We start from the raw sequence: 14892 nt of genomic DNA on the forward strand, positions 1-14892 counted from the left end.
TCCGTTCGGATGTGCGGCGGGTTCTCGCCGGATGTTATGAGCGTTCTCCGGGCCAGGTCAAACGTCGAAAACGGGCGAGTCCAGTCGATGTTCGTGGTCGAATCAATCGAATGGCCAGGTCACCGCCAATCGAATCGATCAACGGGTGTGAGCAGGAAATATCCGCTGGTCACACTCGTGAACGGAATGGGTCGTCCCCGGGTTCATCACCATGAACTCGCGGTGGTTCGGTGTTCCGCCTCACCGCGGCGGACGGCGACGTACTCCGCACGCAGTGGCCGCCAGCAGGACCAGCAACATCTCGATCAGGCGCACCGACAACAACGAGGTCTCCACCGTGATCTGCATCGGATTTCCTTTCATCCGTTTTCCCCGTGGTTTCACGATGAGGCCTGCGGTCGTGCGCGTCATCCTCCTGTTCAGGAGGTGCGGAGAGCGTTGCCGGTGGTCCGGACCCTGTGCTGGAATGAGGTGATCTCCAGGGGGTCCTGTGCGCTTCAACGACGAAGTCGACTGGCCGGAAGTGTTCGGGGAGCACATTTCCCGCCCCAGCCTCGCCGATCCCCGCAATCCGCGGCGCTCGGTCTACGTCACGACGATGGTGTTCCTGGAAGGCGGGCTCGAGGAGATCGACGACCAGCTGTCCGGCCGCAACTCGCGCAGTCGCGACGAACTCGCGGGCGCCCGGTTGACGCGCGAGATCGTGGTGCGTCGTGCCGCCGGAGTCGCCGCAGAGCTGTCCGGCGTCGCCCACGTCGGCGAGGGCGCGTTCCGCGATCGCTGGCCGGGGCCTGGTGGCATGGCGAACTTCTTCATGTGTCTCATCAAGTACACGTGCACGGCGCCGCGCTGGAGCAACTTCCTCGACTACGGCCCGCGCCGTGCGCTGGCCGAACTGCCGAAGGTGCGCGACGGCGGGCTGGATCTGACCGATCTCATCGCGAAGATCGCCACCCACGACCTGCGGATGCGCAGCCGGCTGGCGAGATACTGGCTGTTCCAGCTCTCGCTGACGATCGACGCCAAGTGGCGGTCCGTCGCCACGAAGGCCTACCGGGAGATGCTGGAGGCGTACTCCACGCGGTGGGTGCCGGTGTACGAGGAGGGCCTGCGGCTGTTGGACGTGCGGTTCCGGCCGGGCGTCACGGCGCGGCAGCTCTGTCTGATGATCTCCGCGCAGACGTCGGGTTTCGCGCAGCAGGTCGCCGGTGCCGGTGACGACACGGGGGAGAACCGGGAGCTCTTCGTGGCGTCGGTGCAAGCGATGATCTTCGCCGCGCTCGATCCCGGAGACGGGCACGGGATCGCGGAGGCGCTGCGCCGGCGTCTTCGCGGGCCTCTACGGTGATGCCGTGGCCGACACCCGACAACGCCTGATCGACGGCGCGATCGAGACCATCCGCACGCACGGCCTGATCGGCACGACGGCGCGGAGCATCGCGGCCACCGCCGAGGTCAACCAGGCGCTGGTCTTCTACCACTTCGGCACCGTCCACGACCTGCTCCAGGCCGCGTGCCTCGCCGCGACGCAGGCGAGGGTCGAGCTGTTCGCCGAACGCCTCGACCAGATCACCGACCTGCGGCAGCTTCTCGCGCTCGGCCGTGGCCTGCACACCGAGGAGCGAGCCCAGGGCAACGTCATGGTTCTCGCCCAGCTGCTGGCGGGCGCCCAGACCGACCCGAAACTCGCCGAGGCCACCGCGGCGTCCCTGCAGTTGTGGATCACGCCGATCGAGCGCGCCCTGACCAGGTTGCTGGCCGGCTCGCCGATGGCAGAGTTGATCGACACGGCGGGTCTCGCCCGCGCGGTGAGCGCCGGGTTCATCGGTCTGGAGCTCTACGAGGGCGTCGACCCGGACGGGGCCACGGCGGCGTTGGACGCGCTCGACCGGCTGGCCGTGCTCATCGAGGTGGTGGACGACCTCGGGCCGGTCGCACTGCGCGCCCTGCGCGGCAAACTCCGCAAGACGGCCAAGAAGGTGCGCTAACACACATTTGAGCATCTGCTCAAATGTGGCTACCCTGCTGTTTGAGCAGATGCTCAAACAGCAGGGGGTCTCATGGCGCGGCGAACTCTCTACGTGGAGACGGTGATCCAGGCCGACCTCGACGAGCTCTGGCGGCGGACGCAGGAACCGCGGCAGCACCAGCGGTGGGACCTCCGGTTCACCCGGATCGAGAACCTGCCGAAGGCGGAACCGGACGCGGCACAGCGCTTCCGGTACTCCGTCCGCGTCCTGCCCGGCCTGACGGTGGACGGCACCGGCGTCAGCGTCGGCGAGCGCACCAAGCCCGACGGCTCACGGACCTCGGCCCTGCGGTTCAGCTCGGCGCATCCGTTGTCCCTGATCCGCGGCGGGTCCGGCTATTGGCGGTACGTCCCGACCAGCGCCGGGATCCGGTTCCTCACCGGGTACGACTACCAGCCCGGCTGGGGCCGGTTGGGGGCGCTGGCCGATCGCCCGTTCCGCCTCCTGCTGGGGTGGGGCACCGCCTGGTCGTTCGATCGGCTCCGGCTGTGGCTGGAGCGCGGCGTGCCGCCGGAGGTGTCGCTCCGGCGAGCCCTGCTGGACGCCGGAACCCGGCTCGCCGTCTGTGCCGCCGCCTGGTGGGCCGCACCGGTCGTGCTCGCCGCGGCCGTCACCCTCGCCGCCCTGCTGGCCCCGCCGTCGCCGTCCACCCCGGCCGCCAGGAGGTGCCGGCGGAATCCACCGGACCGCCGTTCGTCGACGGCGCCCTCCACCCTGTCCACCTTGGAGCACCCATGACGTCGATCTTCCAGCGGGCCCTCGGCGACGACTTCGACCGCCTGCACCCGCAACTGCGACGCCGGTTCGGTTTCGCCAGTGCGGACGGCGTCGCCTGCGTCGGCACGGGCACGATGGACCGGGTGTGGCACGGCCGCGGGTTCACCCGGCCGTTCCTCTGGCTCGGAGCCCAGCGCCACATCCTCCTGCCCGCCCACGGCCGCGACATCCCGTTCACCATCGAGAACTACCCCTACCGCGACTCGCTCGGCAGGGAGACGGTGACCTTCGTCCGCACCTTCACCTTCGACCGGCCCCGTCGCTGGGACGCCACGATGATCTACAGCCCCGAGCGGGAGTCCGTTGTGGACTACCTGGGCACGCACCAGCACGTCTCCGTCGACCTGCACATGTCCGTCGACGAACGCGGCGGGCTCCTGATCCGCAGCGGGGAGCAGCGCTTCCACGAAGGCCCGCTGCACTTCCGCATCCCGGACCTGGTGACCGGTACGGCGGAGGTCCGCGAGTCCTACGACGACGAACTGGGCCGGTTCCGCATCAACGTCGAGGTCACCAACCACCGGTTCGGACCGCTCTTCGGCTACCACGGCACGTTCACCTGTGCCTACCCCGAAGGCGATTCCGTGCCGGACGCGATCAGGCCGGTGCGGGAGCAGGCAAGGGTCTGAACGGAGGTATAGACCAATACTGGCAACTGGCAAGCCGTGGAAACCCGTCGTGGAGCCAGTAGATCTCAGGGTGGGCGCCAGAGATCTACTGGAGGGGGCGTATGAGCGACAGGTGGAAACGGTCCGTCGCGGTCGCCGTGATCGCGGCGACCGGTCTGGTCGGGCCAGGAACACAGGCACACGCCGCACCGGTCACGCCGGGCGGCCAGGGACGCACGATCACGCTGATCACCGGTGACCAGGTCGTGCTCACCGGCTCCGGGCACGCCGAAGTGCGTGCGGCCGAAGGAAGAGAGAAGATCGGCTTCGTCACTCGGACCGACGTCGACGGCGACGTCAGCGTCACCCCGTTCGACGCACTGGGCATGCTCCGGTCCGGACAGCTCGATCCCCGGCTGTTCAACGTCACCGAGCTCCTCGACAGCGGCTATGGCGACGCCGAGCGCGGCGACATCCCGCTGATCGTCACTCAGGCAGGCACCTTGAACGCGCGCACAGTGCGTGAACTGCCGAGCGTCGGCGGCGTGGCTGTGGTCGCGGCCAAGGGCACGGCGTTCTGGAACACCCGCGACGCCACCAGGATCTGGCTCGACGGTCCGGTGCACGCGGTGCTGGACAAGAGCGTTCCGCAGATCGGTGCGCCGGCCGCCTGGCAGGCGGGCCACACCGGGCAGAACACCAGGGTCGCCGTGCTGGACACCGGCATCGAACCCACCCATCCCGACCTCGCCGGCGCGGTGATCGAGGCGAAGGACTTCACCGGCAGCGCCAGCGGAACCGTGGACAAGCACGGACACGGCACGCACGTGGCGTCCATCGTGACGGGCGACCACACCACGTACAAGGGCGTCGCGCCGGACACGAGGCTGCTCGTCGGCAAGGTCCTCAACGACGCCGGCAGCGGCACGGAGTCCGGGATCATCGCCGGGATGGAGTGGGCCGCCGCCAACGGCGCCCAGGTGATCAACATGAGCCTGGGCAGCGATGCCCCCAGTGACGGCACGGACCCGTTGTCGCAGGCGGTCAACCAGATCACGGCTCGGACGGGCGCCCTGTTCGTGATCGCCTCGGGCAACAGCGGACGCACGCCGGGTTCGCCGGCCGCCGCGGACGCCGCGCTCACCGTCGGCGCGGTCGACCAGGCCGACGCACTGGCCGACTTCTCCAGCCGTGGCCCCAGGTCGCGCGACAACGCCATCAAACCGGACATCACCGCGCCGGGCGTGGCGATCGTCGCCGCGCTGGCGAAGGACAGCATGATCAGCCGCCGGTTCCCGCCGGTGGGGGAGGACCACGTCGCGCTGGACGGGACGTCCATGGCCACCCCGCACGTGGCAGGCGCCGCCGCGATCCTGGCCGGTCAGCACCCGGACTGGAAGGCCCCGCAGCTCAAGGCGGCCTTGATGGGCAGTGCGAAGCCGAACCCGGCGCTGACCGTGTTCGACCAGGGCGCAGGACGGGTCGACGTCGCCAAAGCGGTGACAACGACGGTGCACGCGTCCGTGGGGAGCATCAACAACGGCATCGCGCAGTGGCCGCACACCGACGACGCGCCGATCGCCACCGCGGTGACCTACCGCAACTCCGGTACGTCACCGGTGACCCTGAACCTGGCCGCGGAGGTCAAGGGCCCCAACGGGAAAGCCGCTCCGGCGGGGATGTTCACCGTCGCCCCGGCGACCCTGATGATCGCGCCCGGTGCGACCGCCCAGGCCACGGTCACCACGAACACGAAGATCGACGGCGCCGACGGGATCTACAGCGGTGTGGTCACCGCCGGGGACGTCCGCACGCCCATCGCCGTCACGCGTGAGGTGGAGAGCTACGACCTCAAGGTGAACGTGCTCGGTACCGACGGCAAGCCCACACCGGACTACGCGTTCCGGCTGGTCGACCTGAGCAAGCCGGAGATGCGGGTGCCGTACGACGCGTCGGGGTCGCTGACGGTCCGTGCGCCCAAGGGGCACTACTACTTCGAGTCGCAGGTGTCCACATCGGACGGTCGGCTGTCCGTCGCGATCGAGCCCGACGTGAACCTGGGCGCGGCCACCGCGATCACGGTCGACGCGCGGCAGGGCAAGCCGGCCGGACTCGTCCTCGATCGGCGCGATGCCAAGGCCGGCGAGAGGTTCGTGGAGTTCGCCCGCTCGACTTCGTACGGTGGCAAGGACTTCCTGCGCACCAGGATCAGCCCGCCGGAGTACGGCGACGTGCTCGTCAGCCCGTCGAAGACCTCGGCGCCCGGCCAGTTCCGGTACTCGGCCGGCGGCAGGTTCGCCGAGCAGGACGGCATGGGGAGCTTCGACGCCAGTCCGTACCTCTACAACGTGCGGGGCGACGTCAACGGACGCATGCCGGCGGATCCCGTGCTTCGGGTGCGGGACAAGGACCTGGTCAAGGTCCGCACCACGCACGCCGCCACCGCGCCTGGCACCCTCGGCAACCGTCAGGGCATGATCACCAAGCCGCTGCCGTTCGCTCTCGACGAGTTCTACTCGCCGGAAACGCCGTGGCCCACCGAGTTCACCGAGATGACCGCCGAGGGGGAGTACAGGTCGCGCCTGTTCTCCAGCACCCCCAAGAGCTTCCCGCGGGTGAGGACCGCCACGGACTCGTACAACCTGGGGGTGTTCGGCCCCGACCTGCCCTCGAACCCGGACCGGCCGTCCCGGTACGCGGGCCGTTCCGGCGACACGATGGTCTTCCAGATCCCGCTGTTCGCCGACTCCCGCGACGACCGCGAAGGGTTTTCCGCGCACACCGGGAGTTCCACGCTGTACCGGGACGACGTCGAGATCGGCAGGATCAACAGCACCAGTGGGCTCTTCGAGGGAGGGCCGGGGAAGGCCACCTACCGGTTGCACACGGAGGCGACCAGGGACCGCGCGCTGACCAGCAAGATCGTCGCTGACTGGACGTTCGCGTCCGGCACGGTCGCCGAAGGCCCGGCCCAGCCGTTGCCGTTGATGGCCGTGAAGTTCGCGCCCGCCCTGGACGGGCACAACCGGGCGAGCCGATCGTCGTCGACGATCGTGCCGGTGTCGGTCAACCACAACACCGGCGTCGACGCCAAGCCGACCGGCGTCCAGGTGTCGCACGACCGGGGCGCGACCTGGCGAGCCGCCCCGCTGTTGTGCCGTGACGGCAAGTGGTTCACCGTCCTGAACCACCCGAAGGGCGCCACCTCGGTGTCGCTCAAGGCATCGGCTCGGGACACCGCCGGCAACTCCGTCAGCGAGACCGTCGTCGACGCGTTCCTCCTGAAGTGACCACGTCCGGCGGGGGTGCCCAGCGGCACCCCCGCCGGACTGCTCCGTTCGAGGATTTTGTATTGCCCGCGTAACGACCTGATCGCTCACAGAGACATCAGCCTTGGTGTCCACGTGAGGTGAGGGTGTGCTGATGAAGATCGATCTGTTCAACGAGATCCAGAACCCAGGCCCTGCCCCCGAGCAGTTCCGCTTCCGCCAGGCCCTCGACCAGGCCCGACTCGCCGACGAGCTCGGCTACGGCTGCTGGTGGCAGGTCGAGCACCACGGCGCCGGCGAGTTCAGCCTGTCCTCCGCCCCCGAACTGGTGCTCGCCGCCCTGTCCCAGCAGACCTCCCGGATCCGTCTCGGCCACGCCGCCGTGCTCGCACCCGGCCGCTTCAACCACCCGATCCGCGTCGCCGAACGCGCCGCCACCCTCGACCACCTGAGCGGCGGCCGCGTCGAGCTCGGCCTCACCCGCTCCACCATCCCCGAGTGGAACCTCTTCGGCGTCCAGCCCGCCGACGCGCGCGCCCAGACCGCCGAGGCGTTCGAGATGGTGCCGAAGATGTGGACCACCGACCGCTTCTCCCACAGCGGCGAGCACTACGACGTCTCCGACGTCTCGATCATCCCCAAGCCCCTGCAGACCCCGCATCCGCCGCTGTGGCAGGCCGCCGCGTCCCCGACGTCGTTCGAGGAGGCCGGTCGCCGCGGTGTGGGCGTGCTCGGCACCACGATCTGGGAGTCCATCGACCGGGTGGCCCGCATGATCGACCTCTACCGCGCGGCCGCCGCCGAGTGCACCTCGCCGGTCGGCTCGTTCGTCAACAACCAGGTCGCCTACTTCACGTTCGTGCACTGCGCCGAGACCGACGAGCAGGCCATGCGCAACGGGGCCGCGGCCGCCGCGGCCTGGTACACGGTGACAGCGCTGCGCTTCTTCAACGCCGCCGCCGAGTTCGCCGCGACCATGCAACGCCACCAGGACATCCTCGCGACCGGCGACGGCGGCCTCACCGGCGAGTTCCTGCGCGCCGAGGTGGACGCCGTCCCCACCGACGCGCAGCTCGTGATCGGCCGGATCATCCAGGGCGAGGACGTGCCGGAGGACGAGCTGTTCGAGGTGCTGTCGGCGCAGCAGTCGCTGATCGTCGGCAGCCCGGACACGTGCCGCAAGAAGCTGCAGGCGTACGCGGACCTCGGGATCGACCGGCTGATGTGCCTGCAGCAGATCGGGCCGATCGGGGCGGACGAGGTGATGACCAGCATCCGGCTGATCGGGGAGCTGATCCCGGAGTTCGACCGGTCCTGACGCCTCGTTCACGCCTCCGGCCCGGCCAATTTGCTTCGAGTCTCGAACTTGTTATGCTCGCTCGAAGATACTTCGAGACTCGAACGACTTGGGTGGGTCATGGACTCGTTGAACGGCATCACCGCGCTCGTCACCGGAGCGTCGAAAGGGCTCGGGCGTGCGTACGCGGTGGAACTGGCACGCAGGGGCGCCAACCTGGTGCTGGTGGCACGCGGCACGGCGGCGCTGGAAACCCTGGCGGCAGAGGTGCGGGCCGCGCACGGTGTGACGGCGGCGGTCATCGGCGTGGATCTCGCGGACCCTTCAGGCCCCGAGACCGTCGCCAAGGCCGTCGCCGGTCTCGGCGTCCAGGTCGACCTGCTGGTGAACAACGCGGGCTCGGGCTCGGCCGGCCGGTTCCTCGAGCGTCCCTTCGAACAGAGCACCCGCTCGGTCGCGCTCAACGTCGGCGCGCTGATGGAGCTCACCTACCTGTTCGGGCGCGAGATGGCGGCCAGGGGAGCGGGCGGCATCATCAACGTGGGCTCGACGGCGGCGTTCCAGCCGATGCCCTACCAGGCGAGCTACGCCGCGACGAAGGCGTTCGTCCTGTCGTTCACCGAGGCCGTCGCCGAGGAACTGCGTGGCTCCGGCGTTCGCGTCATGGCCGCGCATCCCGGAGCGACCGACACCGGCTTCTTCGACGGCACCACGGCCACGATGGATCCGCGCGTGACCGACTCGCCGGAGTCGGTCGCCGCCCGCACGCTCGACGACTACACGCGCGGGCGCGTCGCGTCCTATCCCGGCCGCGGCGTGAATCGGCTGACCACGCTGGTGTCGCGGGTGATGCCGCGCCGCACGGTCACCAACGCCGTCGCCGCGCTCAACCGCAAGCTCGGCCTCGACGTGGTCACCGACGTGCCCTGAGCTGTCACGGTCCCATCGCGTCCAGGGGCAGCACGACCTGGAACCGCGTGTCGCCCGGCGCCGACTCCACGCGGATGGAGCCGTGGTGCTTGTTGACCACGATCCGCCACGAGATCTCCAGCCCGAGCCCGGTGCCCTCCCCGACCGGCTTGGTGGTGAAGAACGGTTCGAAGATCCGGCTCTTCACCTCGGCCGGGATTCCGGGGCCGGTGTCGCCGATCTCGACGACGAGGTGCTCGTCCTGCCTGGAGGTCCGCACGGTCAACGTGCCCGAACCGCCCATCGCGCTCAGGGCGTTGTCGATCATGTTCGTCCACACCTGGTTGAGCTCGCCCGCGTAGGCGGGGATGTGGGGGAGCGTCCGGTCGTAGTCCTTGACCAGCCGGACGTCGCCGAGCTTGCCGCCGAACATGACCAGGGTGGAGTCGAGCAGCTCGTGCACGTCGACCACCTGGAACGGCGCGCGGTCCATCTGCGAGTACTGCTTGGCCGCACCGACCAAAGTGGACACCCTGGTGGTGGCGTCCTCGATCTCGTTCATCAGCATCTCGGTCTCGACCGTGTACCTGAGCCAGTGCACGGCCGAACCGGTGACCGCCGCCGGGCACGCCTTGAGCTCGCTCTCCAGCCACTCGACGTCCAGCCCGGCCGCGACCAGCACGGGTGCGACGTCCCAGCCGCCGCCGATGTCGTGGTCGTCGAGCCAGTCGGCGACCTCGTCCTCGGCGTCGCTGGCCTGCAGTGGACTGAGCTTCGGTGCCTTGGCGACCCGTTCGACCGCCTTCTCCTGAAGCTTCACCAGTGAGGGCAGCGTGGCCGGGTCGAGCGCTCCCTGCGCGAGAAGGGAGAGCTTGTGCCGCATGCCCGCGACCCGCTCGCGCAGTGCCGCGGTCGCTCGCACGGCGGCCGCGGCCGGGTTGTTGAGCTCGTGGGTGAGACCCGCGGACAGGGCGCCGAGCGCGGTGAGCCGTTCGTGCTGGCCCACCGTCGCCTGGGTGTTCCGCATGCCCCAGAAAAGGCCCTCCAGCAGGTGCATCGCCATCGGGAACCACGTGCGGATCATCGGCCCGAACTCGTCCGCGTCGAACTGCAGCATCGACGTGGCGGTGATCGACTCGACGGTCATCTGGTAGGTCGGCTGGTCGAGCTCCAGGTAGGCCTGGGTGGCACCGAAGTACGAGCCGCGCAGGTCGCTGCGGCTCACCTCGATCCGCTGGCCGCCGATGGTGCGGCACAGGGCGACCGTGCCCTCGAGCAGCACGAAGAAGCACGTCGCGGGCTCGCCTTCGGTGAGCACGGGCGTGCCCGCCGCGCGGGTCTCGATGTGGCCGTGGCCCGCGAGCCAGTCCAGCTGTTCCTGGTCGAGCTTCTCGAACAGGAACAGTTCGCGCAGGTCAGCCGCAGTGAGTCTCTCCATCACGACCTCTCCAGATAACGGTGGACCAGCGTGACCGCCATGGCACCCTCCCCGACCGCGGACGCGACCCGCTTCACCGAGTCCGCCCGGACGTCCCCCGCGACGAACACGCCGGGCACGTTCGTCTCCAGGTGGTACGGCGCCCGCTCGAGGTCCCACCCGGACGGTGATCCGCCGAGGTCGGGGCCAGCGAGGAGGAAGCCGTGCTCGTCGCGCTCCAGTGTGCCGTCCAGCCAGTCCGTGCGCGGGGCGGCGCCGATGAACGCGAACAACCAGCTCGCCTCGACGGTCGTCGTCTCGCCGGTCTTGTTGTGCAACAACGTCAGCGTCTCGAGGTGGTCCTCACCCGTGCCGCCGCAGATCTCGGTGCGCGTGCGCACCTCCACGTTCGGGATCGCCGCGAGCTGGTCGATCAGGTACCGCGACATCGACTGCTCCAGCGAGTCACCCCTGACCAGGATCACCACCTTGCGCGCGTGCCCGGAGAAGTAGACGGCCGCCTGGCCCGCGGAGTTCGCCCCGCCGACCAGGTAGACGTCCTGACCGGCGCAGTTCGGGCCCTCCGTGGTCGAGGCGCCGTAGTACACGCCCCGCCCGGTCAGCTCGCCGAGTCCGGGCGCGTCGAGCAACCGGTACGACACACCGGTGGCGAGGATGACGGTGTGGGCGGCGAGTTCGGTGCCGTCGCCGAACCGCACGATCCGCGCGGCACCCCGGCGCTCGAGCGCGACGACGTCGCGGGTGGTGAGCAGCTCGACGCCGAACTTGACCGCCTGCCTGCGGGCCCGTTCGGTCAGCTGCCCGCCGGAGACCCCGTCCGGGAAGCCCAGGTAGTTCTCGATGCGGCTGCTGGTCCCCGCCTGGCCGCCCGTCGCGATCCGTTCCACCAGGACGGTCCGCAGTCCCTCCGACCCTCCGTACACCGCGGCGCCGAGCCCGGCGGGCCCGCCGCCCACGACGATCAGGTCGTAGAAGTCGGCCGACGGCGTCGTGCTCAGGCCCACCTCGGCGGCGAGCTCCGCGTCCGACGGGTCGACGAGAGCCGTGCCCTGAGCCGTGACCACGACCGGCAGCGTCGTCCCGTCCTGATGCGCCGCCGTGAGCAGGCAGCGCGCCTCCGGCTCGTCGAGCGCGTGCCAGCGGAAGGGAACGTTGTTGCGTGCCAGGAAGTCACGCACCTCGTAGGAACGCGGCGACCAGCGGTGCCCGATCACCCGCACCCGCTGTGGTGGCTGCCGGTCGCTCACCGCCCAGGCCCGCAGCTGCTCGTCGAGCACCGGATAGAGGTTCTGCTCCGGCGGATCCCACGGCTTGAGCAGGTAGTGGTCGAGGTCCACGACGTTGATCGCCTGGATCGCGGCGTCGGTGTCGGCGTACGCCGTGAGCAGCACCCGGCGTGCCTGGGGGAACACGTCCATGGCCTGCTCGAGGAACTCGATGCCGCTCATCTGCGGCATTCGGTAGTCCGCGAGCAGCGCCGCGACCTCCTCACCGCGCAGCTTGATCTCGTGCAGCGCCTCCAGCGCCTGGGACCCGGACTCCGCCCGGACGATCCGGTAGTGCTCGCCGTACATCCGGCGCAGGTCGCGCGCGACCGCCCGCGACACGGCGGGATCGTCGTCCACCGTGAGAATCGAAGGCCGCGCGACGCGGCCGGCAGTCGTCATGCGCCCAGTCAAACACCAGAACTTGTCGATGACAGCAACAGAGGTACCGTCGTGCCGTGGCAACTACTTGCGAACACGTCGCCGAACTGGGCGCGGAGCCCACTCCCAGCACGCTGGAGGGGTGTGAGGACTGCCTGGCCGTCGGCGGCGGGTGGGTGCACCTGCGCCTGTGCCTGGGGTGCGGCAAGGTCGCCTGCTGCGACTCGTCGCCCGCCAAGCACGCCTCGAAGCACTTCGCCGACGAGGGGCACCCGATCATGCGCTCGTTCGAGCCGGGGGAGACCTGGCGCTGGTGCTTCGTGGACAACACGGTCGTGTGATCCTCAGCCGGGCACCTCGTCCAGGTACGCCTGAGCCTGCAGCGTGAACAGCTCGGCGTACCCGGCCTTGGCCGCCATCAGTTCCTCGTGCGTCCCGTACTCGGCGACCTTCCCGTGCTCCAGCAACAGGATCCGCTCCGCCTGTCGCACGGTAGAGAACCGGTGCGAGATGTACAGCGTCGTGCGGCCCTCCGACAGCTCCCGCAGTCGCGAGAACAGGTCGTGCTCGGCCCGCGCGTCCAGCGCCGACGTCGGTTCGTCGAGCACCAGGATCGGTGCCTCCCGCTGGAACGCCCTGGCCAGCGCGATCTTCTGCCACTCGCCGCCGGACAGGCTGACGCCCTGGTCGAACCAGCGGCCCAGCGGGCTGTCGTAGCCCTGGGGCAGCCGCTCGATCCGCTCGTCCGCGCCGGCGCGGCGGGCCGAGTCCTCGATGTGCGGCCGGTCTTCCAGTCGCGTCAGGTCGCCGAGGCCGATGTTCTCCGCGGCCGTGCCCTGGTACGTCACGTAGTCCTGGAACATGGCGCTGATCCGCGTGCGCAGTGCGTCGGGGTCGTACTCGCGGATGTCGACGCCGTCGAGCAGGATGCGGCCGCCGGTCGGGTCGTAGAGCCGGCAGAGCAGCTTGAACAACGTCGACTTGCCCGCGCCGTTGCGGCCCACCACGGCCACCGTCTCGCCGGGCCGGATCTCGAAGCTGACGGCGTCGAGCGCCGGCTCCTCGGCGCCCGGATAGCTGAAGGTCACCGAGTCGAACTCGATGTGACCCTCCACTGTGGACGGCATCGGTCGTGGTGACGCCGGCGCCGTGATCTCCGGTTCGGTGTCCAGGAACTTGTACAGCGTGTCGAGGTAGAGGTTGTTCTCGTACATCCCCGAAAGCGCCGTGAACAGCCCGGACACCGACGCCTGCACGGACGCCGCCGCGGCCGTGTACAGCGCCAGATCTCCCAGCGTGAGCCGGCCGCCGACCGCTTCCAGCGCGATGTACAGCGTGATGGCCGAACCCGCGGCCGTGCTCAGCAGTCCCCACGACGTCGAGCTGATGTTGCGGTTGACCGTCAGCTTCCGCTGCCGCTCGTAGGAGACGGTGCCGAGCCGGCGGAACCGGTCGACGAAGTACGGGCCGAGCCCGAACAGCTTCGTCTCCTTGGCGTAGGTGTCCGTCGTGACCAAAGAGGACAGGTAGTCCATCCGCCGCTTGATCGGCGACATCATGAAGGTCAGCCAGAACGCGCGTGAGCCGTACTTCGACTGCGAGATGAACGCCGGGATCGGCGCCACCAGCGCTACCAGGGCCAGCAGCGGGCTGATCGAGACGAGCAGTGCGATCATGCTGCCGAACGTGATCAGCGTCCGCAGCAGTCCCAGCGCGGAGTTCATCATCGACAACGGCCGCGTCGGCGCTTCCTGCGCGGCCTGACGCAGCATGTCGTACGACGTCGAGCCCTCGAAGTAGGCGAGGTGCAGGTCGCTGGCGTGCTGCATCACCCGGTGGCGGATGGTCAGCGTCATGCGTTCCTGCAGCAGTGCCTGCGCGATCGACGTCAGCGCGCTGCTGACCGCGGTCGCGCCGAGCACGCCGAACTGGAGCAACGCGACCTTCGCGATGTCACCCGTGGTGCCGGTGTGCTGGATCGCCGCGACGACGGAGTCCAGCAGCAGCTTCGCGATGTACGCGGTCACGGTCGGCAGGAGTCCCGACAGGAGCGTGATCAACGCGAGCAGGATGGTCAGGGTCGGGCTGGCCTGCCACGTCAGCCTCGCGACCTTCGGCAGGCCGCGGACGGTGCCCGCCACGGACGTCTTCGCGCGCTTCAGCCGGGAGCGCAGGTCCTTCGGTTCGTCGTCCGGTTTCGGTTCCGGAATGTCGACGGGTCCGGTGAGTCCGCTCTCCGGCACCGTCGTGGCGCGCCGCCGACGGCCGCGCCGGCCCAGCATGAACTCCATGCCGCCCCCGCCGCCCGGGATCATTCAGCCTCCACGGCGCCGTGCAGGAAGAAGTCGACCACCTGGCGCGTGGTGGGCGCGTCGACGTCCGCGGCCAGCCGGCGGCCGCCGAACAGCAAGGTCAGGAAGAGGGCCGCGAGTTGCTCCGGTGGCAGCCGCAGCCGGTCCTTCTCCGGCGTGAACAACTCGACCATCGCCCCTCGGATGGCGGCCATCGACTCGCGGCGCCCGCCCTTCCAGCTGCCGCGCTGGTCCTTGTGGCGTTGTTCGGGGTCGCGGTGCTTGATCCGGCCGGACGCGTGCAGCGCGCCCATCAGCGCGCCCATCCGCTCGAGGTGCGCGCCGAGCGCTTCCGCGGCTTCGACGAGCCGGTCTTCCAGGGGCTGCTCGACGGGGATCTCGGCGATCGCGTCGAGCACGTGGTCGGGTCGCAGTGCCTCGGCCGTGCACGCGTCGAACAGCTCGTCCTTGTCCTTGAACGCGCGGAAGATGGTGCCCTCGCCGATGCCGGCTGCGCGGGCGATCTGGCTGCTGGTCACGTTGGCGCCGTGCTCGATCAGGAGCGGCAGCACCGCGTGCACGATCATGGCGCGCCGGTCCTCGGCGCTCATGCTCGGCGCTCTGCGC

At 69.6% G+C, this 14892-nt stretch carries 12 protein-coding genes; 8 read left to right on the forward strand and 4 right to left on the reverse strand.

Translation table 11 applies throughout. From position 1 onward, the window contains the following. Positions 1 to 490: 490 nt before the first annotated feature. From ACIQF0_RS15035 to ACIQF0_RS15065, 7 genes are all read left to right on the forward strand, one after another. Complete coding sequence (locus ACIQF0_RS15035) at positions 491 to 1348, forward strand: hypothetical protein (protein ID WP_401029584.1); 858 nt, start codon at positions 491 to 493, stop codon at positions 1346 to 1348. Positions 1349 to 1352: 4 nt separating this feature from the next. Continuing rightward, a complete protein-coding gene (locus tag ACIQF0_RS15040; protein WP_401029587.1) occupies positions 1353 to 1988 on the forward strand; it encodes a TetR/AcrR family transcriptional regulator in 636 nt (211 codons plus the stop codon). A gap of 72 nt (positions 1989 to 2060) precedes the next feature. Next, positions 2061 to 2768, forward strand: coding sequence for a hypothetical protein (locus tag ACIQF0_RS15045; protein WP_401029590.1), 708 nt, complete (start codon positions 2061 to 2063; stop codon positions 2766 to 2768). Next, the gene (locus ACIQF0_RS15050) at positions 2765 to 3436 is read left to right on the forward strand and encodes a DUF4166 domain-containing protein (protein ID WP_401029593.1); all 672 of its coding nucleotides are present in this window, start codon (positions 2765 to 2767) and stop codon (positions 3434 to 3436) included. Before ACIQF0_RS15045 ends, ACIQF0_RS15050 begins: the two co-directional genes overlap by 4 nt. 101 nt (positions 3437 to 3537) lie before the next feature. Beyond that, positions 3538 to 6705, forward strand: a complete 3168-nt coding sequence (locus tag ACIQF0_RS15055; protein WP_401029596.1) for a S8 family serine peptidase — start codon at positions 3538 to 3540, stop codon at positions 6703 to 6705. 133 nt (positions 6706 to 6838) lie between these two features. Further along, positions 6839 to 8002, forward strand: coding sequence for an LLM class flavin-dependent oxidoreductase (locus ACIQF0_RS15060; RefSeq protein WP_401029599.1), 1164 nt, complete (start codon positions 6839 to 6841; stop codon positions 8000 to 8002). Positions 8003 to 8101: 99 nt separating this feature from the next. Further along, positions 8102 to 8911 carry an SDR family NAD(P)-dependent oxidoreductase gene (locus ACIQF0_RS15065; RefSeq protein WP_401029602.1) on the forward strand — a complete coding sequence of 270 codons (810 nt, stop codon included), beginning with the start codon at positions 8102 to 8104 and terminating at the stop codon, positions 8909 to 8911. Positions 8912 to 8915: 4 nt separating this feature from the next. Here the strand turns inward: ACIQF0_RS15065 and ACIQF0_RS15070 are convergent, their stop codons facing one another. Together ACIQF0_RS15070 and ACIQF0_RS15075 are read right to left on the reverse strand one after the other, a co-directional pair. Further along, positions 8916 to 10328 (reverse strand): ATP-binding protein, encoded by a 1413-nt coding sequence (locus ACIQF0_RS15070; RefSeq protein WP_401029605.1) that lies wholly within the window; start codon positions 10326 to 10328, stop codon positions 8916 to 8918. Then, a complete protein-coding gene (locus tag ACIQF0_RS15075; RefSeq protein WP_401029608.1) occupies positions 10328 to 11995 on the reverse strand; it encodes an FAD-dependent oxidoreductase in 1668 nt (555 codons plus the stop codon). Before ACIQF0_RS15075 ends, ACIQF0_RS15070 begins: the two co-directional genes overlap by 1 nt. A 56-nt stretch (positions 11996 to 12051) precedes the next feature. Here ACIQF0_RS15075 and ACIQF0_RS15080 point away from each other — a divergent pair, with 56 nt between their 5' ends. Further along, the gene (locus tag ACIQF0_RS15080) at positions 12052 to 12315 is read left to right on the forward strand and encodes a UBP-type zinc finger domain-containing protein (protein ID WP_360038487.1); all 264 of its coding nucleotides are present in this window, start codon (positions 12052 to 12054) and stop codon (positions 12313 to 12315) included. 3 nt (positions 12316 to 12318) lie between these two features. Here the strand turns inward: ACIQF0_RS15080 and ACIQF0_RS15085 are convergent, their stop codons facing one another. Together ACIQF0_RS15085 and ACIQF0_RS15090 are read right to left on the reverse strand one after the other, a co-directional pair. Then, positions 12319 to 14265: an ABC transporter ATP-binding protein gene (locus tag ACIQF0_RS15085; protein WP_401029976.1), complete on the reverse strand. Its 1947-nt coding sequence runs from the start codon at positions 14263 to 14265 to the stop codon at positions 12319 to 12321. A gap of 20 nt (positions 14266 to 14285) precedes the next feature. Beyond that, a complete protein-coding gene (locus ACIQF0_RS15090) occupies positions 14286 to 14876 on the reverse strand; it encodes a TetR/AcrR family transcriptional regulator (protein WP_401029978.1) in 591 nt (196 codons plus the stop codon). Positions 14877 to 14892 lie beyond the last annotated feature (16 nt).

The sequence above is a fragment of the Lentzea sp. NPDC092896 genome, from assembly GCF_044754905.1.
In the GTDB taxonomy this organism is placed as follows: domain Bacteria; phylum Actinomycetota; class Actinomycetes; order Mycobacteriales; family Pseudonocardiaceae; genus Lentzea.

What these genes read in the sequence shown, in the direction of transcription:
- ACIQF0_RS15075 (WP_401029608.1), bottom strand. Translation starts at nt 11,995, where the DNA reads ATGACGACTGCCGGCCGCGTCGCGCGGCCTTCGATTCTCACGGTGGAC.
- ACIQF0_RS15055 (WP_401029596.1), top strand. Translation starts at nt 3,538, where the DNA reads ATGAGCGACAGGTGGAAACGGTCCGTCGCGGTCGCCGTGATCGCGGCG.
- ACIQF0_RS15090 (WP_401029978.1), bottom strand. Translation starts at nt 14,876, where the DNA reads ATGAGCGCCGAGGACCGGCGCGCCATGATCGTGCACGCGGTGCTGCCG.
- ACIQF0_RS15085 (WP_401029976.1), bottom strand. Translation starts at nt 14,265, where the DNA reads ATGGAGTTCATGCTGGGCCGGCGCGGCCGTCGGCGGCGCGCCACGACG.
- ACIQF0_RS15070 (WP_401029605.1), bottom strand. Translation starts at nt 10,328, where the DNA reads ATGGAGAGACTCACTGCGGCTGACCTGCGCGAACTGTTCCTGTTCGAG.
- ACIQF0_RS15060 (WP_401029599.1), top strand. Translation starts at nt 6,839, where the DNA reads ATGAAGATCGATCTGTTCAACGAGATCCAGAACCCAGGCCCTGCCCCC.
- ACIQF0_RS15050 (WP_401029593.1), top strand. Translation starts at nt 2,765, where the DNA reads ATGACGTCGATCTTCCAGCGGGCCCTCGGCGACGACTTCGACCGCCTG.
- ACIQF0_RS15045 (WP_401029590.1), top strand. Translation starts at nt 2,061, where the DNA reads ATGGCGCGGCGAACTCTCTACGTGGAGACGGTGATCCAGGCCGACCTC.
- ACIQF0_RS15065 (WP_401029602.1), top strand. Translation starts at nt 8,102, where the DNA reads ATGGACTCGTTGAACGGCATCACCGCGCTCGTCACCGGAGCGTCGAAA.